The organism is Streptomyces longisporus (assembly GCF_039532765.1).
Lineage (GTDB): Bacteria > Actinomycetota > Actinomycetes > Streptomycetales > Streptomycetaceae > Streptomyces > Streptomyces longisporus.
Map to the genome: position 1 here is coordinate 271,090 of NZ_BAAASG010000023.1, position 25,861 is coordinate 296,950.

General features: G+C 69.5%; 25 protein-coding genes. 16 read left to right on the forward strand and 9 right to left on the reverse strand.

Annotated elements, in window-relative coordinates; translation table 11 throughout:
* Nucleotides 1–15: 15 nt before the first annotated feature.
* Nucleotides 16–1,053: a LuxR C-terminal-related transcriptional regulator gene (locus ABD355_RS37715; protein ID WP_132891152.1), complete on the reverse strand. Its 1,038-nt coding sequence runs from the start codon at nt 1,051–1,053 to the stop codon at nt 16–18.
* 118 nt (nt 1,054–1,171) lie between these two features.
* On the opposite strand from ABD355_RS37715, the gene ABD355_RS37720 reads away from it, so the two are divergent.
* Together ABD355_RS37720 and ABD355_RS37725 are read left to right on the forward strand one after the other, a co-directional pair.
* Nucleotides 1,172–1,678, forward strand: a complete 507-nt coding sequence (locus ABD355_RS37720; protein WP_344405562.1) for a cupin domain-containing protein — start codon at nt 1,172–1,174, stop codon at nt 1,676–1,678.
* A gap of 388 nt (nt 1,679–2,066) precedes the next feature.
* Nucleotides 2,067–2,483, forward strand: coding sequence for a hypothetical protein (locus ABD355_RS37725; RefSeq protein WP_344405563.1), 417 nt, complete (start codon nt 2,067–2,069; stop codon nt 2,481–2,483).
* A 398-nt stretch (nt 2,484–2,881) separates the two neighbouring features.
* Here the strand turns inward: ABD355_RS37725 and ychF are convergent, their stop codons facing one another.
* Nucleotides 2,882–3,970, reverse strand: coding sequence for a redox-regulated ATPase YchF (gene ychF / locus ABD355_RS37730; RefSeq protein ID WP_115906146.1), 1,089 nt, complete (start codon nt 3,968–3,970; stop codon nt 2,882–2,884).
* 199 nt (nt 3,971–4,169) lie between these two features.
* Between ychF and ABD355_RS37735 the strand changes: the two genes are divergently transcribed.
* Nucleotides 4,170–4,760 (forward strand): DUF6542 domain-containing protein, encoded by a 591-nt coding sequence (locus tag ABD355_RS37735; RefSeq protein ID WP_344405565.1) that lies wholly within the window; start codon nt 4,170–4,172, stop codon nt 4,758–4,760.
* Nucleotides 4,761–5,013: 253 nt separating this feature from the next.
* On the opposite strand, the gene ABD355_RS37740 is transcribed toward ABD355_RS37735, so the two are convergent.
* The 3 genes from ABD355_RS37740 to ABD355_RS37750 all read right to left on the reverse strand — a co-directional run bounded on the left by ABD355_RS37740 (nt 5,014) and on the right by ABD355_RS37750 (nt 7,765).
* Nucleotides 5,014–5,840, reverse strand: a protein-coding gene (locus ABD355_RS37740; protein WP_344405566.1) for an IS5 family transposase whose coding sequence is annotated in 2 segments (ribosomal slippage) — nt 5,014–5,480 and nt 5,480–5,840 — 828 coding nt in all. Because the reading frame shifts where the segments join, the coding sequence is not laid out codon by codon here.
* Nucleotides 5,841–5,969: 129 nt separating this feature from the next.
* Nucleotides 5,970–6,725: a polyphosphate--glucose phosphotransferase gene (gene ppgK, locus ABD355_RS37745; RefSeq protein WP_344405568.1), complete on the reverse strand. Its 756-nt coding sequence runs from the start codon at nt 6,723–6,725 to the stop codon at nt 5,970–5,972.
* 29 nt (nt 6,726–6,754) lie between these two features.
* On the reverse strand, nt 6,755–7,765 hold the full coding sequence (locus ABD355_RS37750; protein ID WP_344405570.1) for a 4-hydroxy-3-methylbut-2-enyl diphosphate reductase: 1,011 nt from the start codon (nt 7,763–7,765) through the stop codon (nt 6,755–6,757).
* 178 nt (nt 7,766–7,943) lie between these two features.
* Between ABD355_RS37750 and xseA the strand changes: the two genes are divergently transcribed.
* From xseA to ABD355_RS37765, 3 genes are all read left to right on the forward strand, one after another.
* Nucleotides 7,944–9,161, forward strand: a complete 1,218-nt coding sequence (gene xseA / locus ABD355_RS37755) for an exodeoxyribonuclease VII large subunit (RefSeq protein ID WP_344405571.1) — start codon at nt 7,944–7,946, stop codon at nt 9,159–9,161.
* A 47-nt stretch (nt 9,162–9,208) separates the two neighbouring features.
* Nucleotides 9,209–9,439, forward strand: a complete 231-nt coding sequence (locus tag ABD355_RS37760) for an exodeoxyribonuclease VII small subunit (RefSeq protein ID WP_115906151.1) — start codon at nt 9,209–9,211, stop codon at nt 9,437–9,439.
* Between the two features lie 160 nt (nt 9,440–9,599).
* Nucleotides 9,600–10,190, forward strand: coding sequence for a malonic semialdehyde reductase (locus ABD355_RS37765; RefSeq protein WP_344405572.1), 591 nt, complete (start codon nt 9,600–9,602; stop codon nt 10,188–10,190).
* A 77-nt stretch (nt 10,191–10,267) separates the two neighbouring features.
* Here the strand turns inward: ABD355_RS37765 and ABD355_RS37770 are convergent, their stop codons facing one another.
* Nucleotides 10,268–10,789: a DUF4245 domain-containing protein gene (locus tag ABD355_RS37770; protein ID WP_344405574.1), complete on the reverse strand. Its 522-nt coding sequence runs from the start codon at nt 10,787–10,789 to the stop codon at nt 10,268–10,270.
* 127 nt (nt 10,790–10,916) lie between these two features.
* Here ABD355_RS37770 and glpX point away from each other — a divergent pair, with 127 nt between their 5' ends.
* Nucleotides 10,917–11,951: a class II fructose-bisphosphatase gene (gene glpX, locus ABD355_RS37775; protein WP_344405575.1), complete on the forward strand. Its 1,035-nt coding sequence runs from the start codon at nt 10,917–10,919 to the stop codon at nt 11,949–11,951.
* Between the two features lie 127 nt (nt 11,952–12,078).
* On the opposite strand, the gene ABD355_RS37780 is transcribed toward glpX, so the two are convergent.
* Together ABD355_RS37780 and ABD355_RS37785 are read right to left on the reverse strand one after the other, a co-directional pair.
* On the reverse strand, nt 12,079–12,456 hold the full coding sequence (locus ABD355_RS37780) for a WhiB family transcriptional regulator (protein ID WP_115906155.1): 378 nt from the start codon (nt 12,454–12,456) through the stop codon (nt 12,079–12,081).
* A 174-nt stretch (nt 12,457–12,630) separates the two neighbouring features.
* The gene (locus ABD355_RS37785; protein WP_344405576.1) at nt 12,631–13,332 is read right to left on the reverse strand and encodes a DUF1707 SHOCT-like domain-containing protein; all 702 of its coding nucleotides are present in this window, start codon (nt 13,330–13,332) and stop codon (nt 12,631–12,633) included.
* Nucleotides 13,333–13,510: 178 nt separating this feature from the next.
* On the opposite strand from ABD355_RS37785, the gene ABD355_RS37790 reads away from it, so the two are divergent.
* The 6 genes from ABD355_RS37790 (at nt 13,511) to ABD355_RS37815 (ending at nt 21,693) form a co-directional block, all read left to right on the forward strand.
* Nucleotides 13,511–15,178, forward strand: coding sequence for a FumA C-terminus/TtdB family hydratase beta subunit (locus ABD355_RS37790; protein WP_115906157.1), 1,668 nt, complete (start codon nt 13,511–13,513; stop codon nt 15,176–15,178).
* Nucleotides 15,179–15,479: 301 nt separating this feature from the next.
* Nucleotides 15,480–16,013, forward strand: a complete 534-nt coding sequence (locus ABD355_RS37795; protein WP_344405577.1) for an SH3 domain-containing protein — start codon at nt 15,480–15,482, stop codon at nt 16,011–16,013.
* Between the two features lie 233 nt (nt 16,014–16,246).
* Entirely contained in the window at nt 16,247–17,047 is an 801-nt protein-coding gene (locus tag ABD355_RS37800) for a helix-turn-helix domain-containing protein (protein WP_344405578.1), read from the forward strand.
* A 79-nt stretch (nt 17,048–17,126) separates the two neighbouring features.
* Complete coding sequence (locus tag ABD355_RS37805) at nt 17,127–18,515, forward strand: class II fumarate hydratase (protein ID WP_344405579.1); 1,389 nt, start codon at nt 17,127–17,129, stop codon at nt 18,513–18,515.
* A 72-nt stretch (nt 18,516–18,587) separates the two neighbouring features.
* The gene (gene fomD, locus ABD355_RS37810) at nt 18,588–19,289 is read left to right on the forward strand and encodes a cytidylyl-2-hydroxypropylphosphonate hydrolase (RefSeq protein WP_425585829.1); all 702 of its coding nucleotides are present in this window, start codon (nt 18,588–18,590) and stop codon (nt 19,287–19,289) included.
* A gap of 307 nt (nt 19,290–19,596) precedes the next feature.
* Nucleotides 19,597–21,693, forward strand: a complete 2,097-nt coding sequence (locus ABD355_RS37815; RefSeq protein WP_344405582.1) for a SpoIIE family protein phosphatase — start codon at nt 19,597–19,599, stop codon at nt 21,691–21,693.
* A gap of 58 nt (nt 21,694–21,751) precedes the next feature.
* Here ABD355_RS37815 and ABD355_RS37820 read toward each other — a convergent pair whose 3' ends face one another.
* Nucleotides 21,752–24,133 (reverse strand): transglycosylase domain-containing protein, encoded by a 2,382-nt coding sequence (locus ABD355_RS37820; protein WP_344405583.1) that lies wholly within the window; start codon nt 24,131–24,133, stop codon nt 21,752–21,754.
* Between the two features lie 275 nt (nt 24,134–24,408).
* Here ABD355_RS37820 and ABD355_RS37825 point away from each other — a divergent pair, with 275 nt between their 5' ends.
* The 3 genes from ABD355_RS37825 to ABD355_RS37835 all read left to right on the forward strand — a co-directional run.
* Nucleotides 24,409–25,326: an SPFH domain-containing protein gene (locus tag ABD355_RS37825; protein WP_344405584.1), complete on the forward strand. Its 918-nt coding sequence runs from the start codon at nt 24,409–24,411 to the stop codon at nt 25,324–25,326.
* Nucleotides 25,323–25,580, forward strand: a complete 258-nt coding sequence (locus tag ABD355_RS37830; RefSeq protein WP_344405585.1) for a type II toxin-antitoxin system antitoxin — start codon at nt 25,323–25,325, stop codon at nt 25,578–25,580. The genes ABD355_RS37825 and ABD355_RS37830 overlap by 4 nt, the downstream gene beginning before the upstream one ends.
* Before the next feature lie 158 nt (nt 25,581–25,738).
* Nucleotides 25,739–25,861 (forward strand): PadR family transcriptional regulator (locus ABD355_RS37835; RefSeq protein WP_344405598.1); only part of this gene is annotated, 123 nt, incomplete at its 3' end.

Genomic DNA, 25,861 nt, shown 5'->3' on the forward strand with positions numbered 1-25,861 from the left:
GCCCAGTGGCAAGGATCAATGGGGTGTGATGCGCATGGTCTGAATGCCCAGGGCGCGCGCCACCAACTCCCCGCGGCTGCGTACACCGAATTTGGAGAAGATCGACTTCAGATGGTCCTGCACGGTGTACGGGGACATGCTCAGTACCGAGGCGATCCCCGTCGACGATCGGCCGGAGATCACCTGCTGCAAGATCTCCCGCTCCCGGGCCGTCAGTGCGTACACGAGGGTCAGTATCTCGGTGATGCCGGCGGTCGGGGTCGGCTGGATGGAAACCGAAACCATACCGGCCGGGGCACCAGCGTGCGGTTCGCCGTCCAGCGGCGAGCCCCACAGCGAGAGCCATCGCCCGGTGCGGGACCGCACCCGCAGATACGCCTCCTCGCCCCGTCCCGCTCGAGCAGCCGCCGACACCTCGTGCAGGGCCTGGACGCTGATCTCGTCCAGCCAGCGCCGCGCCGTGTCGTTGGCGGCCAGAGTGCGGCCCTCCGCGTCGGACACCACGACGCCGGGTCCCGTCGGCCCCGAAGATGTGGGCTCCGGACCGTTGACGCTAGCCCGGCGCAGGGCCGTTGCGACCGGCCGGGACAGCGCGCGTACCAGGGACGCTTCCCGTGGTGTGAAGTCCGCCCGGTCGCCGTGTCGGAACATCGCCAGGGCGCCCCAGCACTCCCCGTCCGCCATGAACACAGCACGCAGCTCGTGCCGGGCGTCGAAGATCGGCAGAACCGAGCGGAACCGCGCACTCAGACCGGGGTCACCGCCTGAGCTGTGACTGAGGATTCCGACGGTACGGCCGGTGCGCGCGAGGTCGGAAAACTTGTCGACATCCGGCACCAAGTGCTCGTGGTGCGATGCGAGCGCCCCGCTGCCGGGCGGAATGCCGTCCGAGACGTCATCGGTGAGCAGCAGTGTCCACGGGTCGATGGTGCCGAAGCAGAAGGCGTCGTAAGCAACATCCTGCTCCAGCCGGGCCATGACCTGGGAACGCAACGCCCGTGTGTCCAGACCCTGCCTGCATATCCGCTCGATGTCGCTGTGCAGCCTGTCCATCGGCGCAGCCTATCCAGAAGACCCCAGAATTCTGGGATGGCCTGAACGACGACCGCTCCCATAACGTCCGAGGTGATCATCAGTCAGATCGTGGAGGATCACAGTGAGTTTTCCCTATGTGTCCCAGGCCGGCGAACACGAGCAGTTGGAGTGGCTCGGCGAAGGGATCATGGAAGTGCTGCTGGACGGGCAGCGCACCGGCGGCGCTCTGAGCATGTTCCGGTCGACCTTGCCGAGTGCCACCGCTTCCCCCGTGCACGTGCACTCCACCGAGGACGAGATCATTCTGATGCTGAGCGGCAGCGGCCTGTTCTGGATCGGAGACCGTCGGTTCGAAGTCACCGCAGGCGGCATCGTATACCTGCCGCGCAACATCCCTCACGCGTACCACGTGACGTCCGACCAGGCGGACATGCTCGCGATCGCCACCCCCTCGGGTGTGGAGAACTTCTTCCGCGACGCTGGCTGGAGCCTGTCCCGACCGAAGCCGGCCGACTGGGCCGTCACCCCCGAGATCCTGGAGAAGGCCGCTGCCGAGAACGGACAGATCCTGCTCGGTCCGCCGCTCGGCAGCGACGAGATGATTCCGACGGCTGTCATCGAGCGTTTTGGGCGTGGCCACTGATCTGGCGACGCCGTCGACGTCCGCACCACACCAAGCTCCCGTGCCGTTGAGAGATCTGTTCGACCTCTCTCTCATTCACGCACGAGCCTGGCCGGTTCCCTGTGCTGCCGCACTCGGCTTGCCTCACCCGCCGCTCGAGTCGACGCCATGCCCATGGGAACCCGCGAGGGTGCCGCCATTGCAAGCTGCCACCGCACCAGCCTGCACTGGCCGACATTGCAGAAGAACGGGTCGGCAGGGAAGGGGGCGTAGGTTTAGTTCTTTCTCCCGAGGCACCATGCGCCGCGGGACGGATCCGCCCCCGTCCAGGCATCCCTGGGCTGATCCGCGTGAGCGATGCACCTCGCAAACCGCCCGCGACGCATCCCCGGAGGTCATACGGGGTTACGTGGGCCACGACGCCGTCTCGGTCCAAGAGGCGCTGGACGGTCTGGACTCGGGCGGCTCGCTGGAGGTGTATGCCATCCTCAACGGCCTATTGCGCTCGACCATCAGCATCATGGAGCTGACGGGCAGGCAATGGCAGCTAGAGGATCTCGTGCGGCAGGCAGACGAGGTCGCTGTCTCGGAGCCACCCCACTACCAGTTCGCCGCAGCCGAGGCGGCACGAGCGTGGGCCCGGGGCGACGAATCGGCGATGCGGGCGGCGTCGTGCCGGGCCTTTCCCGGGGCTGTGCACATCACGGCCATGGGCGCGTCCCCGTGCTGGGGCAGGCGCGGCTTCCTGGACGTGCTCGGCGAGTTGCACGAGACCGCTGCCACGTCCGCGGCCGACTGGATCTACGCCAACTCCGAGGACTCGTAGTTCAGCGCACCAGACTCTCGTGGCTTCGTCGTCGATGCCACCTGCCTGCGAAGCCGACGAGAACCCTCACTGAGGACGCCGCCGTCGTCGACCATCACCTCGCTGACATCGGCAGGCTGCCGGGACCGGACAACCCGTCCAAGCGAGGTGGTGGATCGCACAGCCCAGGACGCCGAAGAGGCTGAGGCAAACAGTGCGCGCCCCAGCACGGGCGCTCGCATCCTGCCCAGCACAGATCCAGCACGGTAGGGATGAGCAGGGGTGATGACAGGTGACGAGAGGTCAGAAAATCCAGCACCTATCCAGCACGGTAAAAATCAAGGGGCCTGACCCCGAAGAGCCAGACCCCTTGTGACCTGCATGTTTGCCAGATCAGCGAAGTGGTGCTACGTCACCCGCTACACGTTGAAGCGGAACTCCACCACGTCCCCGTCCTGCATCACGTAGTCCTTGCCCTCCATCCGCGCCTTGCCCTTGGCGCGGGCCTCGGCGACCGAACCCGTCTCCACCAGGTCCTCGAAGGAGATGACCTCCGCCTTGATGAAGCCCTTCTGGAAGTCGGTGTGGATGACGCCGGCGGCCTCGGGGGCGGTGGCGCCCTTCTTGATGGTCCAGGCGCGGGATTCCTTGGGGCCGGCCGTGAGATACGTCTGCAGGCCGAGGGTGTTGAAGCCCACGCGCGCGAGGGTGGTGAGGCCCGGCTCCTCGGCGCCGACGGACTCCAGGAGCTCCATGGCGTCCTCCTCGTCGAGCTCGGCGAGGTCCGCCTCGAGCTTGGCGTTGAGGAAGATCGCCTCGGCGGGCGCGACCAGGGCGCGCTGCTCGGCCTTGAAGTCCTCGTCGACCAGCTCGTCCTCGTCGACATTGAAGACGTAGAGGAAGGGCTTGGTCGTCAGGAGGTGCAGGTCGTGGAGGAGCTCCTCGTTGCCGGAGCCCTGGACGATGCCCGCCGAGAACAGCGTGTCGCCCTTCTCCAGGATCTCCCTGGCCGCCTCGACCGCCGCCACCTTGGGAGCCACGTCCTTCTTGATCCGGGACTCCTTCTGGAGCCGGGGCAGGACCTTCTCGATGGTCTGGAGGTCGGCGAGGATCAGCTCGGTGTTGATCGTCTCGATGTCGTCCTTCGGCGAGACCTTGCCGTCGACATGCACGACGTTCTCGTCCTTGAAGGCGCGGATGACCTGGCAGATCGCGTCGGACTCACGGATGTTCGCGAGGAACTTGTTGCCCAGGCCCTCGCCCTCGGACGCACCCTTCACGATGCCCGCGATGTCGACGAAGTCGACGGTCGCCGGGAGGATGCGCTGCGAAGAGAAGATTTCGGCCAGTTTCGTCAGCCGGGGGTCGGGGACGCCGACGACGCCCACATTGGGCTCGATCGTGGCGAACGGGTAGTTGGCCGCGAGCACGTCGTTCTTGGTCAGGGCGTTGAACAGGGTCGACTTGCCGACATTCGGCAGGCCGACGATTCCGATCGTGAGCGACACGTTGCGACTTCCCGTACGTGAGAGACATCAGGGGACTGGGGCGGTGGGCCCGGTCCTTCTTCGGTGCGCGGGCGGGCCGATCCACCAGTCTACGGCGTACCGGTCCCCGCCCCGGCTCCCCGTCGAACGCTTGGCCAGGCTCCGCCCCTCGGCGTGTCTGAGGGCCGATTGCACACATAAACCGACCTAAGTTGGTCCGGTGGAGCAACACGGGTCGGGACCACCGCACAACGGAGCACGACGCGGCACGCCCCCGCTGCCCCCGCAGGCGAAGCGCGGCGGAAGCGCTGGGGGTGCGGGCGGTGGTGCGCGACCTGCCGGACAGCGCCGCCCCGCCACCCGCCCGGCGGCGCGACAGCCCGGCCCGCCGCCGGCCGAGGCGGTACGGCGGCTGCCCAACCCGCGGCTGACCGGGCTGGGCAGCGGGCTGTTCAGCGGGGCGGTGATGCTCACGCTCGGCTGTCTCGACCAGCTGCTGTTCGGGGCGTCGCTCACCCTGTACGGCGTGCTGTTCCTGCCGGTGTGCCTGCTGACCGCGGTCTGGGTGCGCAGGAGCGATCTGGCGACCGCACCCGTCGTCGTACCGATCGCCTTCGCGGCGGGCCTGTTCCCGGTGGCCGACAGCAGCGGCGGGCTGCTCGGCCGCCTGATGGGCATGGTGACGGCGCTCGCCACCCAGGCCGGGTGGCTGTACGGGGGGACCCTCGTCGCGGGCCTGATCGTCACGGGACGGAAGGCGGCCCTGATGCGCCGCCGACGCACCGGCGGCCGCCGTCCGCCCGGGTACTAGGGCCTGTCGTTCGGATCAGGTCGGCTATGGCCAAGGGGGTTTCCCGGCTGCCCTGAGCGGGGTCATGGGGTCCCCCCCGCTCGAGCGAAGCCGAGAGTGGGGAGCGTGCAGCTGCAAGGCGGAGGAGCTGTGACCTCAGCCGCTGCCGCGGCGGGCGACGCGGAGCGGTGGGGACCCCTCCCGCTCGAGCGAATTCGAGAGTGGGGGAGAGTGACGACAACGCGGCTGGGGGTCCCCCACGCCCTTAGAACTCCTAACAAAGTGAGAGGTTGACCAGTCGTCGCCAGCAGATGATGCCGCAGGCCAAGCTGAGGAACGCTTCGTGGATGTCGTCGCGGATCTCCCAGCGGATGCGCAGTCGGCGGAACCAGTGCAGCAGCGCAAAGCTCTGCTCGACCACCCAGCGGTGCACGCCCAGCCCGGAACCGTGCTCGACGCCGCGCCGCGCGATCACCGGGGTGATCCCCAGGGCCCGCACCTGTTTGCGGTACTTGTCGTGGTCGTAGCCGCGGTCGGCGTAGAGCGCGACCGGTCGCTGTCGGGGCCGTCCGCGCCGGCCGCGTACGGGCGGGACGGCCTGGATCAGGGGGATGAGCTGGGTAACGTCGTTACGGTTTCCGCCGGTCAGCGATACCGCCAGCGGGATGCCGTGCCCTTCGGTGATCAGATGGTGCTTGGAGCCTGTTCGGGCACGGTCGACCGGGCTCGGTCCTGTTTTGGGCCGCCTTTGAGCGCCCTGACGTGCGAGCCGTCGATCACCGCCCTCGACCAGTTCAGCGCGCCGGCGGCGTTCAGCTCGGCCAGGAGCGACTCGTGCAGCCGCTGCCAGACGCCCGCGTCGTTCCAGTCACGCAGGCGCCGCCAGCAGGTCATACCGGAGCCGAAGCCCAGCTCCTGGGGCAGGAACTCCCACGGAATGCCGGTGTACAGCACGAACAGGATGCCCGACAGCACCTTCCGGTCGTCCAGACGCTTACGACCGGGGTGATCCGTGCGGCGCGGCACAACCGGCAGCAACGGCTCGATCCGCTCCCACAGCCCGTCCGGCACGATCCACGGCGGCTGCTCACCCCTTCTCATGTCCAGGCTAACAACCCATCAGACACCGAGATTCCAAGGCAAGTTGCAGCATTTTGATAGGAGTTCTTAAGGCAGTGGGGGGAGTGCGTGCCAGGGCCCGCGACGCCGGGCTGATCCAAACGGCAGGTCCTAGGCCCAGTTCTGACTCTCCGCGGCGTGCATCGCCGCGCCCACGATCCCCGCGTTGTTCTGCAGCTGCGCCGGGACGATCTCCGCCTTGATGCCGTCGATGAAGGGCAGGAACTTCTGGGACTTACGGCTGACGCCGCCGCCGATGACGATCAGTTCGGGTGAGAACAGCATCTCGACGTGGGCGAGGTACTTCTGCACGCGGTGCGCCCAGTGCTCCCAGGTCAGCTCGCCGTCCTCCTTGGCCTTGCTGGAGGCGCGCTTCTCCGCGTCGTGGCCGTGCAGCTCCAGGTGGCCCAGCTCGGTGTTGGGCACCAGGGTGCCGTCGACGAACAGGGCACTGCCGATGCCGGTGCCGAAGGTCAGCAGGATGACCGTGCCGCGGCGGCCGCGGCCCGCGCCGAAGTGCATCTCGGCGACGCCCGCCGCGTCCGCGTCGTTGACCACCGTCACCGGCAGGCCGCCCAGGCGGGAGCCGAACAACGCGCGCGCGTCCGTGTCGATCCAGCCCTTGTCGACGTTGGCCGCCGTACGGATGGTGGATCCGCCGGTGACCACGCCGGGGAAGGTGAGGCCGACCGGGCCGGTCCAGCCGAAGTGGTCGACGACCTGCTTCACGCCGTCCGCCACCCCGTCGGGCGTCGCCGGGTGCGGAGTGAGCACCTTGCAGCGCTCCTCCGCCAGATCGCCCTTGTCCAGGTCCACAGGGGCGCCCTTGATCCCGGATCCACCGATGTCCACACCGAAGATCTGCATGGCTCTACGTTACGACGGACGACTGACAGTCACTCCGGCGAGGTGCCGGTTCGCTCGGCGATCAGCGCCGCCGCCTCCTCGCGCAGATCGCGGCGGAGCTCCTTGGGCAGCGAGAACGTGATGGACTCCTCGGCCGCCTTGACGATCTCGACGTCCTCGAAGCCGCGCTGCGCGAGCCACTCCAGGACCTGCTCGACCAGGACCTCGGGGACGGAGGCGCCGGAGGTGACGCCGACCGTGGACACGCCCTCCAGCCAGGCCTCGTCGATCTCGTCGGCGAAGTCCACGAGATAGGCCTCGCGCGAGCCCGCGAGCTTGGCGACCTCGACGAGCCGCTTGGAGTTGGAGGAGTTGCGGGAGCCGACGACGATCACCAGCTCGGCCTCGGCGCCCATCTGCTTCACCGCGAGCTGACGGTTCTGCGTGGCGTAGCAGATGTCGTCACTGGGCGGGGAGATCAGCTGCGGGAACTTCTCCTGCAGTGCGTCGACGGTCTCCATGGTCTCGTCGACGGAGAGGGTGGTCTGGGACAGCCAGACGACCTTGGACGGGTCGCGGACCTCGACCTTGGCGACGTCCCCCGGCCCGTCGACGAGCTGGATGTGCTCGGGGGCCTCTCCGGAGGTGCCGATGACCTCCTCGTGGCCCTCGTGCCCGATCAGGAGGATGTCGTAGTCCTCCTTGGCGAAGCGGACGGCTTCCTTGTGGACCTTGGTGACGAGCGGGCAGGTCGCGTCGATGGTGGCGAGCTTGCCGCGTTCGGCCTCTTCGTGGACGACCGGGGCCACGCCGTGCGCGGAGAACATCACGATGTTCCCCTCGGGGACCTCCTCCGTGCGCTCGACGAAGACGGCGCCCTTCTTCTCCAGGGTCTGCACGACGTACTTGTTGTGCACGATCTCGTGCCGGACATAGATCGGAGCCCCGTACTGCTCCAGGGCTTTCTCGACGGCGATCACGGCGCGGTCCACACCCGCGCAGTAGCCCCGGGGGGCGGCGAGCAGGACACGGCGGCCAGGCGAAGCAGTCATGGGACCCATCGTAGGGCCACGTCCGGCGGGTCGAAGATCGCACATCGCCCCCGCCGCCCCTACCCGTCCCGTCCCTGGAGCTGCGCCCGCCAGACCCCGCCATCGGCCTGAACGGCCTCGTCCTCAAACGCCGGACGGGCTGAAAGACACAGCCGGGGTTGTCGGTCTTGGCCGTTACCCTCGCCGCATGGCTCTCAACACGTCCGCAGAAGCGCCCCTGCCCGTCGGTGAGGTGTCGCGGCTCATCGGTGGGTGGATCGACCGGCTGGGGGCCGTCTGGGTCGAGGGCCAGATCACTCAGCTCTCGCGGCGGCCCGGCGCCGGGGTGGTGTTCCTGACCCTGCGGGATCCGTCGTACGACATCTCGGTCAGCGTCACCTGCTACCGGCAGGTGTTCGACGCCGTCGCCGATGTGGTGAGCGAGGGCGCGCGGGTCGTCGTACTCGCGAAACCGGAGTGGTACGCGCCGCGGGGGCAGCTGTCCCTGCGGGCCGCCGAGATAAGGCCCGTGGGGGTCGGGGAACTGCTCGCGCGGCTGGAGCAGTTGAAGAAGTCGCTCGCCGCAGAGGGGCTGTTCGCGCCCGAGCGGAAGAAGGCACTGCCCTTTCTGCCGCAGCTCATCGGGCTGGTCTGCGGCCGCGCCTCGGCCGCCGAGCGGGACGTGCTGGAGAACGCCCGGCACCGCTGGCCCGCCGTCCGCTTCGAGGTGCGCAACGTCGCGGTGCAGGGCGTGCACGCCGTCCCGCAGGTCGTGCAGGCCGTGAAGGAGCTCGACGAGGCCGGCGAGGTGGACGTCATCATCGTCGCGCGCGGGGGCGGGAGCGTGGAGGACCTCCTTCCGTTCTCCGACGAGCAGCTCGTGCGCGCCGTCGCCGCGTGCCGTACGCCCGTCGTGTCGGCGATCGGGCACGAGCCCGACAACCCGCTCCTGGACCACGTCGCCGACCTGCGGGCCTCCACCCCCACCGACGCCGCCAAGAAGGTCGTACCGGATGTCGGGGAGGAGTACGAGCGCGTGCAGCAGTTGCGCAACCGGGCGCGGCGGTGCGTCGAGGCGCTCGTCGAGCGGGAGGAGCGCGGGCTCGCCCAGGCGCTCGCGCGGCCCTCGATACAGGATCCGCACCGGATGATCGACGAGCGGGCCGATCATGTCGCCTCGCTGGTCGACCGTTCGCGGCGCACGCTCGGCCATCTCCTGGACCGCGCCGCCTCCGAGCTGACGCACACACACGCGCGCGTGGTGGCCCTCTCCCCCGCCGCGACCCTGAAGCGTGGTTATGCCGTGCTGCAGAAGTCCGACGGGCATGTCGTCCGCGCCCCGGACGAGGTGGGGACGGACGAGCCACTGCGGGCGCGCGTGGCCGAGGGCGAGTTCACGGTGGTCCGGACCGACCGGGAACGCTGAGAACACGGGAACAGGGCACGGTCCGAGTCGATGCATAGGGTGGGCGGATGACCAGCAAGGTGGATGAGGCGCTCGGCTACGAGCAGGCACGGGACGAGCTGATCGAGGTCGTACGACGCCTCGAGGCGGGCGGTACGACGCTGGAGGAGTCCCTGGCGCTCTGGGAGCGGGGCGAGGAGCTGGCCAAGGTGTGCCGGCGCTGGCTGGACGGGGCACGCGCCCGGCTGGACGCAGCCCTCGCGGAGGAAGAGGCCGCGGAAGAAGCCGGCGGCGAGTAGCGCACGACGAGGGGCGGTGGCGGCGGTCCGCTGTGAAGCGGATCACCACGTCCCGTTTATTGTTGAACCTTGAACCTTCCTTCGCGTACCGTCGCTCTCGTCAGTCGATCCGGACCACGGTCCGGATCGGATCCCGGCGCCCTACCGAGGAAGTTCCCGCATGTCTCTCGTTCTTGACCCCGCCGCCCAGGACCTGCTCTTCCGCGAGGCCCGTACCGCGAACACCTTCACCGACGAGCCGGTGACCGACGAGCAGATCCAGGCGATCTACGACCTGGTCAAGTACGGTCCGACCGCCTTCAACCAGTCGCCGCTGCGCGTCACCCTGGTCCGCTCCGCCGAGGCCCGTGAGCGCCTGGTCAAGCACATGGCCGAGGGCAACCAGCCCAAGACCGCCACCGCCCCGCTGGTCGCGATCCTCTCCGCGGACAACGAGTTCCACGAGGAGCTGCCGACCCTCTTCCCCCACTTCCCCGCCGCCAAGGACGTCTTCTTCTCCGAGCGCCCGGCCCGCGAGGGTGCCGCCGGCCTGAACGCCGCGCTGCAGGCCGCGTACTTCATCATCGGCGTCCGCGCCGCCGGTCTCGCCGCCGGCCCGATGACCGGCCTCGACTTCGCGGGCGTCCAGAAGGAGTTCCTGGACGACGACCACACCCCGCTGATGGTCGTCAACATCGGCAAGCCGGGCGAGGACGCCTGGTTCCCGCGCTCCCCGCGCCTCGCCTACGACCAGGTCGTCACCACGGTCTGAGCCAACGACGGCCTGCGTGACCACGCATGACGAAGGCCCCCGGCTTCACAGCCGGGGGCCTTCGTCATGCGTATGGGCTACTCCAGTTTCAGCGCCCGGGCCATCTCCGTCAGCTGCTGGAACGAGCCCGTGCCCGCGACCACCGTCGTCGAGCTCTTGCCGGGGAGCACGAGGGCGTCGTAGCGGCCGCCGGTGTAGCGGGTCCAGGTGCGGCCGGCGATCTCCTCGGTGGCCTTCGTCGCGTTCGACCCCTGGGTCGCCTGGTCGATGAAGGTCGACGGCTTCTGAGTCGACTGCTCGATCTGCACGTACTGGCCGTCGGGCGTGTGGAAGCCCAGGTGCCAGGCGTCGAACTGGTCGCCCTGGAAGCGGACCGAGGTCGCCTTCCAGTCCTTGGACAGGCCCTCGGGCGCGGCCACCGGATAGGCGGCGGCGCGGCGCGCCGTGAGCAGTTCGACGCGGTAGTCGACCCGCGGGAGGTCCGGAGGCGAGTCGTCGTGCGGGATGAACACGTAGATGAGTGCCGCCGCGATCCCGATGAGGCCCAGGGAGAGAATCATGTCCCGGACCGTCTTCTGCTTGCCGTTCGAACCTGCCACGTCCCCTATCGTCGCAGGTGCCCGGCTCGCTCATCCGTGGGGTCCCCTGCTCATTTTGTCGGACTGACGATAGAGTCGAGGGTCGAACCCTCATCCGGCCGTCGTCGTATCAGAAAGGTGCGCCTCGATGACCGAGCATCATCACTTGCCGTCCGAGCTCGAAGTCCCCAGCGAAGCCCCCGACCGCAACCTCGCCCTCGAACTCGTCCGGGTGACCGAAGCCGCCGCGATGGCCGCGGGCCGCTGGGTCGGGCGGGGCGACAAGAACGGCGCCGACGGCGCCGCGGTGCGCGCCATGCGGACCCTCGTCTCCACCGTGTCGATGAACGGCGTGGTCGTCATCGGCGAGGGCGAGAAGGACGAGGCCCCGATGCTCTTCAACGGCGAGCGCGTCGGTGACGGGACCGGGCCGGAGTGCGACATCGCCGTCGATCCGATCGACGGCACCACCCTGACGGCCAAGGGCATGCCGAACGCGATCGCCGTGCTGGCGGCCGCGGACCGCGGGTCGATGTTCGACCCGTCCGCCGTCTTCTACATGGACAAGCTGGTCACCGGACCCGAGGCCGCCGACTTCGTCGACATCGACGCGCCGGTGTCCGTGAACATCCGCCGCGTCGCCAAGGCCAAGCGCTCCACGCCGGAGGACGTGACGGTGGTGATCCTCGACCGGCCGCGGCACGAGGGGATCATCAAGGAGATCCGGGAGGCCGGTGCGCGCATCAAGCTGATCTCCGACGGTGACGTCGCCGGGTCGATCTACGCGCTGCGCGAGGGCACCGGCGTAGACATGCTGCTCGGCATCGGCGGTACGCCGGAGGGCATCATCTCCGCGTGCGCCGTGAAGTGTCTGGGCGGCACGATCCAGGGCAAGCTGTGGCCCAAGGACGACGAGGAGCGGGCTCGGGCGATCGAGGCCGGGCACGATCTCGACCGGGTGCTCACCACCGACGACCTGGTCGCCGGCGAGAACGTGTTCTTCGTGGCGACCGGGATCACGGACGGGGAGTTGCTGCGGGGGGTTCGGTACCGGTCGGAGACCGCTACCACCGAGTCGATCGTGATGCGGTCGAAGTCGGGGACGGTGCGGCAGATCAACTCCGAGCATCGGCTGAGCAAGCTGCGGGCTTACAGCGCGATTGATTTTGATCGCGCCAAGTAGCTCGGGGGGTTCGGTGCGTTGGCGGGCGCGGGTCCGTTGTGGCTTGTCGCGCAGTTCCCCGCGCCCCTAAGACGAGTGGGGCGCCCCCGGTGCGGTGGGGGCGCCCCGTCGGTTGTTGGGGGCGGCGTCAGCCCGCTGCTGCTATGCGGCCCTGGGCTCGGGCCGTCTTCTTCAGTTCCATCTCGCGGCGGCGCCTGCGCGCCAGGACCACGCGGCGTTCCGCGGCGGTGAGGCCGCCCCACACGCCGTAGGGCTCCGGTTGCAGCAGCGCGTGCTCGCGGCACTCGACCATGACGGGACAGCGGGCGCAGACGCGCTTGGCCGCCTCCTCGCGGGAGAGCCGGGCGGCGGTGGGTTCCTTGGAAGGTGCGAAGAACAGGCCGGCCTCATCGCGCCGGCACACCGCCTCGGTGTGCCATGGGGCGTCTTGGTCCCTGTCCCGCACTGGCACCCGCTGGGCCGGAACGGCAGCTACCTGCAGGGACGAATGCGGCGGTTGCAGCACGGTCTACTCCTGACGACGGCTTCGCGAGCGAGCGACGATGCAGCAAGGCCTACCCGCTGTGCGCGAGCCTATGCACTGAGTTCCGAACCGCTGGATTTCGCATGCTCGCGAGCGCCTCGGGCGCGCGAGGGCGGGTGGACCAATACCCTGCGGGCGCGCCCGAATTAACAACCGTCAACGATTCAGATGTTTGCGCAAACTCTTGTCGACCTTGTGCTGGACGCGGTCGAGGATGTCCGCGACGAGCTTGCCCCGCTTCGGCCGGGCCTCGACGCTGCCCAGCACGGCCCAGCCGTCGACGTAGACCACCGGTGCGTTCGCTTCGGTCGAGTCGAGGTTGTCCACCTCGAAGCTGCCGAGCACTCCGCCGCCGGTGCCGCGCAGGGACACGTTCTCCGGGACGCGGACCTCGACGCTGCCACAGAACGAGAACGTCTTGATCGCGACCTGCTGGTACTCGAAGAGGGCCTCGCTGAGGTCTATCTCCACGCTGCCGAAGATCGCGTACGCATGGATGCGGCGCCCCGCGCGCCAGCGGCCCTTGCGGACGGCGCTGCTGAACACCGCCACCACGTTGTCGTCGGGGTCGGCCGGGATCGCGCCCACCGTGGGGCGGCTCGGGGCGGCGGCGAAGGCGGGGGCCGCGCGATGCTGGTGGGCGGCGGGCAGGTCCCGTATGAAGACCTCCAGCTCGCCGACCGTCTTGGCGGCGAGCACGCCCTCGACGCGCTCGGCGTGCTCGTCGGCGGTCAGGCGGCCCTCGGCGAGGGCGTCGCGCAGGAGGTCGGCGATGCGGTCACGGTCGGCGTCCGAGGCGCGCAGTTCGGAAACCCGCGGTGCCGCGTCCGGGTGTCGGTCGCTCTTCTGAAGGTCCACGACAGCAGCGTACCGAAACGCGATAGATCGCGACTACCCCTCATCGAAAGCTGTGGAAAACCCTACGGTTCTCGAACTGAGCCTTACCTCACAGGCCCGGTGTCAGCGGCAGGTTCTACGCTGGTGAGCGCCCGCCAATGACGGCGGGCGCCGTCTGTCGAGTGAGGAATGGGCTGAGATGCCTGAGTTCGCGTACACCGATCTGCTCCCCATGGGAGAGGACACCACCCCGTACCGGCTGGTGACCTCCGAAGGTGTGTCCACCTTCGAGGCCGACGGGCGGACCTTCCTCAAGGTGGAGCCGGAGGCGCTGCGCAAGCTCGCCGAGGAGGCCATTCACGACATCCAGCACTACCTGCGGCCCGCGCACCTGGCCCAGCTGCGGCGCATCATCGACGACCCCGAGGCGTCCAGCAACGACAAGTTCGTGGCGCTGGACCTGCTGAAGAACGCGAACATCGCGGCCGCGGGCGTGCTCCCCATGTGCCAGGACACCGGCACGGCGATCGTCATGGGCAAGCGCGGACAGAACGTGCTCACCGAGGGCGGCGACGAGGCGGCGCTGTCGAAGGGCATCTACGACGCGTACCTCAACCTCAACCTGCGGTACTCGCAGATGGCCCCGCTGACCATGTGGGACGAGAAGAACACCGGCTCCAACCTGCCGGCGCAGATCGAGCTGTACGCCACCGACGGCGGCGCGTACAAGTTCCTGTTCATGGCGAAGGGCGGCGGCTCCGCCAACAAGTCGTTCCTGTACCAGGAGACGAAGGCCGTTCTGAACGAGGCCTCCATGATGAAGTTCCTGGAGGAGAAGATCCGTTCGCTGGGTACGGCCGCCTGCCCGCCGTACCACCTGGCGATCGTGGTCGGCGGTACGTCCGCCGAGTACGCGCTGAAGACCGCGAAGTACGCCTCCGCGCACTACCTGGACGAGATCCCGGCGGAGGGCTCGGAGCTCGGTCACGGCTTCCGCGACAAGGAGCTGGAGGAGAAGGTCTTCGAGCTGACGCAGAAGATCGGGATCGGCGCGCAGTTCGGCGGCAAGTACTTCTGCCACGACGTGCGTGTGGTGCGGCTGCCGCGGCACGGCGCGTCCTGCCCCGTCGCGATCGCCGTGTCCTGCTCGGCCGACCGCCAGGCCGTTGCGAAGATCACGGCGGAGGGTGTCTTCCTGGAGCAGCTGGAGACGGACCCGGCGCGGTTCCTGCCGGAGACGACGGACGAGCACCTGGAGCAGGACGGGGACGTCGTCAAGATCGACCTGAACCAGCCGATGGAGTCGATCCTCGCCGAGCTGACGAAGTACCCGGTCAAGACCCGGCTCTCGCTCACCGGTCCGCTGGTGGTGGCCCGCGACATCGCGCACGCCAAGATCAAGGAGCGGCTGGACGCGGGCGAGGAGATGCCGCAGTACCTGAAGGACCACCCGGTGTACTACGCGGGCCCGGCGAAGACCCCGGAGGGCTACGCGTCCGGTTCCTTCGGCCCGACCACGGCCGGCCGTATGGACAGCTACGTCGAGCAGTTCCAGGCGGCGGGCGGCTCCAAGGTGATGCTCGCCAAGGGCAACCGCAGCAAGCAGGTCACGGACGCGTGCGACGCGCACGGCGGCTTCTACCTCGGCTCCATCGGCGGGCCGGCCGCCCGGCTCGCCCAGGACTGCATCAAGAAGGTCGAGGTCGTCGAGTACGAGGAGCTCGGCATGGAGGCGGTCTGGAAGATCGAGGTCGAGGACTTCCCGGCGTTCATCGTGGTGGACGACAAGGGCAACGACTTCTTCCAGGACCCGGCCCCGGCGCCGACGTTCACGTCGATCCCGGTGCGGGGCCCCGGCCTGGCGTAGTGCCTCCGGTGCGGCGGGGACGGATCTCGCCCCCGCCGCCCCCCACCCGTCCCGTCCCCAGGGGCTCCGCCCCCTGGACCCCCATCGGCCTGAACGGCCTCGTCCTCAAACGCCGGACGGGCTGAGAGACAGCGTCCCGGGACAGCGTCGACATGGCCGTACGGCGTCGCCGAACGCCTGAGTGCCGTCCCAGTTCGTCCCAGGAACGGGTGGGACGGCATCTTTGGGAACTTCGCCGGAAACGCTCCGTGCTGACTGGATCACAGCCCGTGATCCGCAGGTCATCTCGGAGGGACAACCCATGATCCGACGCTCACTGCGCAGCGGCCTTGTGGCCGCGTTCGCGGTCGTCGCCGTCTTCCCGGTGGCGGCCGTCGCCTCCGCCGGGCCGGCCCCGCAGCAGGCCCACGCGCTGAACTCCACTCCCCCGCAGATCTCCGTACCGGCGTGGCAGCCGGCCCCCACGCCGTCCACGCTGCCCGCCAAGCCGAAGGCCCCGAAGGCGCCGAAGTGCCACCACGGCCGCCACCACGCGAAGGGCCGTGCCGCGCGTCACCACCGCCACCACCGGCACGTCCACGGCGTCCGGCACATCGTCAGGAACCACACCTGGGGCAACGTCGCCACGCACCGCCTGCCGCTGAACGTCCGCTCCGGGCCGGGCACCGGCTACCGCGTCGTCGGCTCGCGGGCGGTGGGTTCCAGCGTGGCCATCACCTGCAAGGTGCGGGGTTCCAACGTCCGCGGCAACCACCGATGGTACCGGCTCACCCATCACAGGGGCTGGGTCTCCGCCCGCTACGTGCACAACCTCGGCACCGTCCGCTGGTGCTGACGCCCCCTCGACCGCACCGGTCGTGATCCCCGGTACCTCCCGGCGGGCCGCACCGGCCCGCCGGGAGATGCCGTGAGGTAATCGGCCGATCACACCCCCACTCGGCGTAATCGCAGGTCAACTCAGTCAACTCCCCTTCATATTCCGGTGATCGCGGTATGGCCGGGCGCCGCCGCCGGGAACACATCAGGGCGGTCACCCCGGTATGGCGAGGGAGCGAGATGGAGAGCCACGTGACGGTCCAGAGGCAGCCGCTGCCCGACGCGTCGCAGGACGACGGGCGGCTCCTGACGGAGCGGCTGCGTGCCCTCAAGCAGCGGACGGGACTGAGCCTGGCCGCACTGGCCGGCGTCACCCCGTTCAGCAAGTCGACCTGGCACCGCTATCTGAACGGCGATCAGTTCCCGCCCCGGGCCGCCGTCCTGGCGCTCGTACGGCTCGCCGACACCGACCCCGGCCCGCTCCTCGCCCTCTGGGACTCCGCCGCACAGGCGCAGGCCGACGGCGCGGCCGTCGCGAAGCGGCAGCCGGACCCGTCCGTGCCACCCGTCACCGCACGGCGCCGCCGCATCCCGCGGCCGAGTCGCGCCGTCGTCGCCCTCGCCACCATGGCCGCCACCGTGGCGGTCACCGCGGCCGCCGCGGACGTCCTGGACCCCGGCCACACAGCGGCGCCCAGGACGGCCGCCTCCTGCCACGGCAGCGACTGCCAGGGGGAACTCCCCACCTCCGAGACCTGCGCCCGGGACGCGCGCACCGAGAGCACGGTCTCAAGGGCCGCCGAGGTGGTGCTGCTGCGGTTCTCACCGTCCTGCGCCACGGTCTGGTCCGAGCTGCGCACCCGGACCGGCGGCGCGCGGGAGATCTGGATCAGGTCGGGCGAGGACGAGCTGTCCGCGGAGTACCAGGGCGACAAGTCGGACGGGTACAGCAGCCCGATGCTGGCCGCACCGGACCCGCGCGGTGCCCAGGCCTGCGCCGAGGTGGCCGAAAAGCCCGTGTGCACCGGCCGTTTCGGAGTACCGGGCCGCTGACGAGGACACCGGCCCACGCAGCGATCCCCGGCCGGCCCAAGGTCCGGAACATCCCCGCCTCTGCGATCGCTATACGGGCATGAGCGACGACTACCGCATCGAGCACGACTCCATGGGCGAGGTCCGCGTCCCCGCCGACGCAAAGTGGCGGGCCCAGACACAGCGTGCCGTCGAGAACTTCCCGATCTCCGGCCGGCGCATCGAGCGCGCCCACATCGAGGCCCTGGCCCGGATCAAGGGCGCCGCCGCCAAGGTGAACGCGCGGCTGGGGGTGCTCGACAAGGACATCGCCGAGGCGATCCAGGAGGCGGCCGGAGAGGTCGCCCGGGGCGACTGGGACGAGCACTTCCCGATCGACGTCTTCCAGACCGGTTCCGGCACCTCGTCGAACATGAACACCAACGAGGTCATCGCCACCCTCGCGACCGAGCGGCTCGGCAGGGACGTACACCCCAACGACCATGTGAACGCCTCCCAGTCCTCCAACGACGTCTTCCCGTCCTCCATCCACATCGCCGCCACCGCCGCCGTCACCCACGACCTGATCCCCGCCCTGGAACACCTCGCCGACGCCCTCGCCCGCAAGTCCGAGGAGTTCGCCGACGTGGTGAAGTCCGGGCGGACGCATCTGATGGACGCCACGCCGGTGACCCTGGGACAGGAGTTCGGCGGCTACGCGGCCCAGATCCGCTACGGCGTCGAGCGGCTGTACGCCGCGCTGCCCCGCCTCGCCGAGCTGCCCCTCGGCGGGACGGCGGTCGGCACCGGCATCAACACCCCGCCCGGTTTCTCCGCCGCCGTCATCGAGGAGGTGGCCCGCGTCACGGGGCTCCCGCTCACGGAGGCACGCAACCACTTCGAGGCGCAGGGCGCGCGGGACGGGATCGTCGAGACCAGCGGACAGCTGCGGACGGTCGCCGTCGGACTGACCAAGATCGCCAATGATCTGCGGTGGATGGCGTCCGGACCGCGTACCGGCCTCGCCGAGATCACCCTGCCCGATCTCCAGCCCGGTTCGTCGATCATGCCCGGCAAGGTCAACCCGGTCATCCCGGAGGCCGTGCTCATGGTCGCCGCCCAGGTCACCGGCAATGACGCCACCGTCGCCGCCGCCGGAGCCGCCGGCAACTTCGAACTCAATGTGATGCTGCCGGTCATCGCCAGGAACGTCCTGGAGTCGGTCCGGCTGCTCGCCAACGTCTCCCGGCTGCTCGCCGACCGCACCGTGGACGGGATCACCGCGAACCGGGAACGGGCCCGCGAGTACGCCGAGTCCTCACCCTCCGTGGTCACTCCGCTCAACAAGTACATCGGCTACGAGGAGGCCGCCAAGGTCGCCAAGAAGGCACTCGCGGAGCAGAGGACGATCCGCGAAGTCGTCCTGGAGAGCGGCTACGTGGAGCGCGGCGACCTCACGGCGGAGCAGCTCGACGAGGCCCTGGATGTCCTGCGGATGACGCATCCGTAACCATTCGTCGCACCGTCGCGAACCGTGACGCGCGCCGCAGCGTCGTATGCCCGGGGCACCTAATATCTGTGCATGGCAGAGGGTGGAGCGATGAGAGCGGAAGCGGACGCGGCTGCGGCGGTGCCAAGGGGGTTCTGGACCCCCGGGACCCAGGTCCTGTGGCGCTACCGGGAGAACGCCGGCGAGCGCTTCCACATCGCCCGCCCCGTCACCGTCGTCCGGGACGACGACGAACTGCTCGCCGTCTGGCTGGCACCCGGCACCGAGTGCGTACGGCCCGTCCTCGCCGACGGCACCCCGGTGCACGTCGAACCCCTCCGGTCCCGCTACACCAAGCCCCGTACCGTCCAGCTCGACCACTGGTTCGGGACCGGCGTGCTGAAGCTGGCCCGCCCCGGCGAGCCCTGGTCGGTGTGGCTGTTCTGGGAGCCGGGCTGGCAGTTCAAGAACTGGTACGTGAATCTGGAGTCGCCGCTGGTGCGTTGGGACGGCGGGGTCGACTCCGAGGACCACTTCCTGGACATCTCGGTGCACCCGGACCGCAGTTGGCACTGGCGTGACGAGGACGAGTTCGCGCAGGCCCAGCAGGACGGGCTGATGGACGCGTCGGCCGCCGAACAGGTGCGCAGGGCGGGCCGCTCCGCGGTGGAACTGATCCGCGCCTGGGGTCCGCCGTTCAGCGACGGCTGGCAGCACTGGCGCCCGGACCCGTCCTGGGCTGTACCGTCTTTGCCCAAGGACTGGGACCGTACGCCCGCGCATGTGTCCACGTGAGACTCTTGATGCGCCCCCGGTCCACAACCGTAGGATCGTCCTCCGCAAGGTGCAGTGGCAACTGCCGGAGCATGCGCTGGGCTTGACCGATCGTCACCGAGGGGCGGCAGGACGTGAGCGAGGGGTACGAGGGCAACACCGCAGCGAGCCGTGAACGGTTCGCAGGTGGCACGACAACAGCCTCTGACCACGCGGGAATTCCGTTCCGGGGACACGTATTCCGGGTATCGGGATTCCTGCGGGACCAACTGCGCTCGCAATGCGCAGCCCCGGACGGACGGATTCGACACGCGTGACGGAGCACCCCATGTCCTTCGAGCGCCCGCAGCCGGGCGCCGACCCCGCGGACCCCCGCGGGGCGCTCCTGCACACCCAGACGCCCTCCCCCACGGCCGCTTTACCCGCACAGGCGCGCACCGGGGAGACCCCGTCGACGCCGGGTACTGCCACGCCGTGCAGCAAAGGAAGCCAGGGAAAGGACCCGGTCTCGCCCCCCTCCGACACCACCGGCCCCGAGCACTCGCAGCCCGCCGCCTCAGAAGCCGTGGAACCCGGCACGCACCGTCCGCGCCCCGTGCCCGAGACCATCCCGGACCAGCCGGACGGCGCGCAGGACCGCCCGCAGGGGGCCGGCGCCCAGGAGCGCCGCACCGGGCATGGAGTGACGACGCCCGGGCAGCCGACGCCGATGCGGCGGGACGGTGACCGGCTGCGCTTCGTCGGCGCCGCGACCCGGCGGATCGCGCGTGGCATCGACCTCGACGAGATCGTCATGGGCCTGTGCCGGGCCACCGTGCCGACCTTCTCCGACGCGATCCTCGTCTATCTGCGCGACCCGCTGCCCGTCGGCGACGAGCGGCCCACCGGCCCGCTGGTGCTGCGGCTGCGGCGCACCGACCGGATCCCCGCGGAGCGGGACACCGAGGGCGGCTTCTCGCCCGCCCTGCAGCCGGAGCCGGCGGAGATGACGGGGCTCGACGCGGTCGGCGCCGAACTGTGCGAGGTACGGCCGGGCAGCGCGCTCGCGGAGGTGCTGCGCGGGGTCCGCCCGGTCTTCACGGACGCGCCGGCCGCCCGTGCCGCCCTGCCCGAACTCCTGGGCGAGGGCGGGGAGTTCGTCGTACCCGGCGGACAGCGCGCGATCCTCGCCCCGCTGCGCGGCCGGCGCCGGGTGATCGGCGCCGCGCTCTTCCTGCGCCGCCCGGAGCGCATGGCCTTCGAGGCCGACGACCTCCTGGTCGCCGCCCAGCTCGCCACGCACAGCGCCCTCGGCATCGACAAGGCGGTGCTGTACGGGCGCGAGGCGTACATCGCCGACGAACTGCAGCGCACCATGCTGCCGGAGACCCTCCCGCGGCCCACCGGCGTACGGCTGGCGTCCCGCTATCTGCCGGCCGCCGAGACCGCGCGGGTGGGCGGCGACTGGTACGACGCCATCCCGTTGCCCGGCAGCCGGGTCGCGCTGGTGGTGGGTGACGTGATGGGCCACTCCATGACGTCCGCGGCCATCATGGGCCAGCTGCGGACCACGGCCCAGACCCTGGCCGGACTCGACCTGCCCCCGCAGGAGGTCCTGCACCACCTCGACGAACAGGCCCAGCGCCTCGGCACCGACCGCATGGCGACCTGCCTCTACGCCGTCTACGACCCGGTCTCGCACCGCATCACCATCGCCAACGCCGGCCATCCGCCGCCGGTCCTGCTGCACCTGGGCGGCCGCGCCGAGGTGCTGCGGGTGCCGCCGGGTGCGCCGATCGGCGTGGGCGGGGTCGACTTCGAGGCCGTGGAGCTGGACGCACCGGCCGGGGCGACGCTTCTCCTGTACACGGACGGTCTGGTCGAGTCCCGGCTGCGGGACGTGTGGACCGGCATAGAGCAGCTGCGCGAGAAGCTCGCCGCGACAGCACAGCTGACCGGTCCCGACCATCCGCCGCCGCTGGAAGCGCTCTGCGACGAGGTGCTCGACATGCTCGGCCCGGGTGACCGGGACGACGACATCGCGCTGCTCGCCGCCCGCTTCGACGGGATCGCGCCGAGCGATGTGGCGTACTGGTTCCTGGAGCCGGAGGACGCGGCACCGGGCCGCGCCCGCCGGCTGGCCCGGCGGGCACTGTCCCGCTGGGGCATGGAGGACCTCAGCGACTCCGTGGAGCTCCTCGTCAGCGAGGTGGTCACGAACGCCGTGCGGTACGCGTCCCGCCCGGTCACGCTACGGCTCCTGCGCACCGACGTACTGCGCTGCGAGGTCGGCGACGACGTACCGCAGTTGCCGCGGCTGCGGCAGGCACGGGCGACGGACGAGGGCGGTCGTGGGCTGTACCTGGTGAACAGGCTGGCCCGGCGGTGGGGGGCGACCCGGCTGAGCACCGGGAAGGTGGTCTGGTTCGAGCTGAACCAGAACTGAGCAGTGGCACGCGAAGGGCGCCCGGTGGTCACCGGGCGCCCTTCGCTTTCGGCCGCTGCTACTGGCCGTTGTTGGGGTTGAGCGGGTCCGTCGGCTTCGTCGGGGTCTGGGTCGGGGTCAGTGTCGGCGTCTGGGTCGGCGTCTGCGTGGGTGTCTGCGTCGGCGTCTGCGTGGGTGTCTGCGTCGGCGTCTGGGTCGGCTTCTTGGTCGTCGGTGTCGCGCTGGGCGTCCGGCTCGGCGACACCGTGGGCGAAGGTGTCCAGGACGGCTGGACCGCGGCGCCCTGCGTGGTGTTCAGGTCGAACTTGAGGCCCGTGGCGGAGACGCCGAAGGTGTACGCCGCCCAGATCTGCGCCGGGAAGGTGCCACCGTTGACGCGGGCCAGTCCGCCCGCGTGGTACATCGAGACCTGCGCGCCGCTCTTGGACTCGCCGAACAGGCCCACCGAGGTGACCAGGTCGGGCGTGAAGCCGCTGAACCAGGCGGAACGGTTCTCGTCGGACGTACCGGTCTTGCCGGCGACCTTGCGGCCGTCGCGGTTGGCGTTCGCCTGCACCGACGTCTTGGCCGTGCCGTCGTCGACCACGCCCGTCAGCACCGAGGTGACCGTGTCGGCTGCCTCGGGGCTGATGACCTGGTCGCCGATCGGGTTCGGCAGGGTGACCGAATGCCTGCTGTTCTCCACGGACTTGAGGATGCTCGGGGTGACCTGCTTGCCGTGGTTGTCGAGGGTCGCGTAGACCCCGGCCATCTGCAGCGGGCTCGCGCCCATGGTGCCGAGGGTCTGCGCGGGCACAGGCTTGAGGCCGGCCGTGTCCATGCCGAGCTGGCTCGCCACCTTGAGCACCTTGTCCATGCCGACGTCGACGCCCATCTGCGCGAAGACGGAGTTCACGGACTGGTTCATCGCCGTCTGGACGGTGATGGGGCCGTAGTTCTGGTCGTCCTCGTTCGAGGGTGCGAAGCCGACCTTGTTGCCGTTGCTGTCCACGACCTGGCGCTTGCTGGTGCCGTCGTAGATCGTGTTCGCGCCGATGGCCTGGCCCTTCTGCGTCTGGGCGCCCTCGTCCAGGGCGGCGGCCAGGATCACGGGCTTGAACGTCGACGCGGGCTGGTAGTCCGTGCGGGTCGCGTTGTTGCGGAAGTGCTTGTAGTAGTCCTGCCCGCCGTACATCGCGACCACCGCGCCCGTCTTCGGGTCCACGGACGCGGCACCCGCCTGGACCTCACCGTCCACCGAGCGCTTCTTCGGGTCGAGCTTGCTGGTCAGCTGCGACTTGGCGGCCTTCTCCAGCGCCGCCTGCTTCTTCTTGTCGATGTTGAGCGTGATCGTCCAGCCACCGGCCTTGACCATGTTCATGGCGTCGTTGAAGTTGTCCGCCGTGCCCTGGGTCACCAGCCGCTTGGCCAGCTGTGTGTTGGCCGCGTCCACCAGGTAGCCGGTCTGGCCACCCATGCCGGGCGCGGCCTTGGGGGCCTTGGGCGTCGGGAACGTCATGGCCTCGCGCTTGGACTTGTCCAGCCAGTTCTTCTCGACCATGTTGTCGAGGACGTAGTTCCAGCGGGCCTGCACCAGCTTCTTGCCGGTGTCGGTCGCGATCGCCCAGTCGTACTGGTTGGGCGCCTGGAGGAGGGCGGCGAGATAGGCGCCCTGCTGGACGTTGAGCTTCTGGGCGTCGACGTGGTAGTAGGCCTGGGCGGCGGCCTGGATGCCGTACGCGCCGCGGCCGTAGTAGCTGGTGTTGATGTAGCCGGCGAGGATGAAGTCCTTGCTCTTCGTCCGGTCCAGCTTCAGCGAGATGACCAGTTCCTTCAGCTTGCGCGAGATGGTCTGGTTCTGCGTCAGGTAGTAGTTCTTGACGTACTGCTGGGTGATCGTCGAACCGCCCTGCGCGCCCTTGCCGGAGAGCGTGTTGAGGATGCCTCGGGCGGTGCCTCTGAGGTCGACGCCGTTGTCCTCGTAGAAGGTCTTGTTCTCGGCGGCGACGAAGGTGTGCTGGACGTCCTTGGGCACCTTGGACAGGTCGACGATCTCGCGGTTCTTTTCACCGTCGCGCGTCAGCAGCGAGCCGTCGCTGTACTTGTAGACGTTGCTCTGCAGCGTCGCGTCGGGGTTGCCGCCGTCGGGGACTTTGATCATCATGTACAGCGCGACGAAGGCGCCCATGCCGAGCAGACAGAGCACGAAGAAGGTGCCGACGATCTTCTTCCAGGTGAAGAGCCGGCGTATGAGGCTCTTGCCCTCCTTGCCGTTGCCCTTGCCCGCCTTGCCGCGGCCCGCCTTGCCCTTGGCGGCCTTGCGCGCCGCGGCACGGCCGCCTATGACGGTGGGCTCGGGCCCGGAGAGGTCCGCGGGCCCCGCCGTACCGGACGAGCGTGTCGGGGGCGCCGCGCGGCGGCCACCACGCTGTCGCGCTCGTCTCTCTTCCGCTCGTCCCATGGGTCCGTTCCGCTCCGCTTCGTTCATGTGTGCTCATCTGTCACACAGGTTCGCCCGCACAGGTCAGCTCAGAAAGCTAACACCGGGAGATGTGACAAAGGTCGGTGGATCCGCTCTTTTGCGGACGTGACAATCAGCACCCGCCCCGATGGAACCGACGGCCGAGAAGGGTTCAGGGTTGCCTCTGCCGGGTAAAGTGTTATCACTTAGATAGCTGTGTGCTTACGCTTGAAAGCACGCCAACCGGACCGCACCACGACAACGGGGGACCACCCATGCCCATACACGACAACGCTCCCGACGCCGACATACCGGAGATGCCCGCGCCCCGCGTCCGTGAGTTCTCCGCGCACAGCATCGGCGGCGCGCTCGCGCTGCTGCTCGGGCTGCTCGGACTCCTGGTGGCCGGCATTCTGTTCGCGGCCGCGCAGGCAAATCCGGCCTTCGCGGCCGGCGGTGCCGTCGTCCTCGTCGCGGCGCTGATCTCACTGCGCGGCCTCAACACCGTGGCGCCGGGCGAGGCGCGGGTCGTCCAGCTCTTCGGGCGCTACCGGGGGACGATCCGGCAGGACGGCCTGCGCTGGGTGAACCCCTTCACCTCGCGCACGAAGATCTCCACGCGGGTGCGCAACCACGAGACCGCCGTCCTCAAGGTCAACGACGCCTACGGCAACCCCATCGAACTCGCCGCGGTCGTGGTCTGGAAGGTGCGCGACACCGCGCAGGCCACCTTCGAGGTGGACAACTACCTGGAGTTCGTCGCCACGCAGACCGAGGCGGCCGTACGCCACATCGCCATCGAATACCCCTACGACGCCCACGACGAGGGCGGTCTTTCACTGCGCGGCAACGCGGAGGAGATCACCGAGAAGCTCGCCGCCGAGCTGCACGCGCGCGTGGAGGCGGCCGGGGTGCAGATCATCGAGTCGCGCTTCACGCATCTCGCGTACGCTCCCGAGATCGCCTCGGCGATGCTTCAGCGGCAGCAGGCCGGGGCGGTCGTCGCCGCCCGGCGGCAGATCGTCGACGGAGCGGTGGGGATGGTGGAGGCCGCTCTCGCCCGGATCGCCGAGCAGGACATCGTGGAACTGGACGAGGAGCGGAAGGCGGCGATGGTGTCCAACCTGATGGTGGTGCTGTGCGGGGACCGCGCGCCGCAGCCCGTGCTCAACACCGGGACGCTCTACCAGTGACGGATCCTTCCGAGGGGACCTCGCCCCGGCGGCGGCCGCAGCAGCGCAAGCAGGTGCTGCTGCGGCTGGACCCGTCCGTGTATGAGGCGCTGGCCCGGTGGGCCGGCGACGAACTGCGTTCTGCGAACGCCCAGATCGAGTTCTTGCTGCGGCGCGCTCTCGCGGAGGCGGGGAGGCTGCCCGGGGAGGCGGGGCCGATCCCCCGTCGCGGGCGGCCACCCGGGGGCTCCGCCCCCAGACCCCCATCGGCCTGAACGGCCTCGGCCTCAAACGCCGGACGGGCAGCGCGCTTGTTGCAGAACCATGACAATCGGCTCCCACCTGCGGAGCTGTGACTCAGCTGTACGGCGCGCCATGATCTCAACACGAGGCGTATACACAAGGCGTATACACCATGTGTAGAGTCGTGGACATGTCCATCGGTCACACTCTCCTGGGGCTCCTGGAGTCCGGGCCCCGCCACGGCTACGACCTGAAGCGGGCCTTCGACGAGAAGTTCGGTCATGACCGGCCGCTGCACTACGGCCAGGTCTAC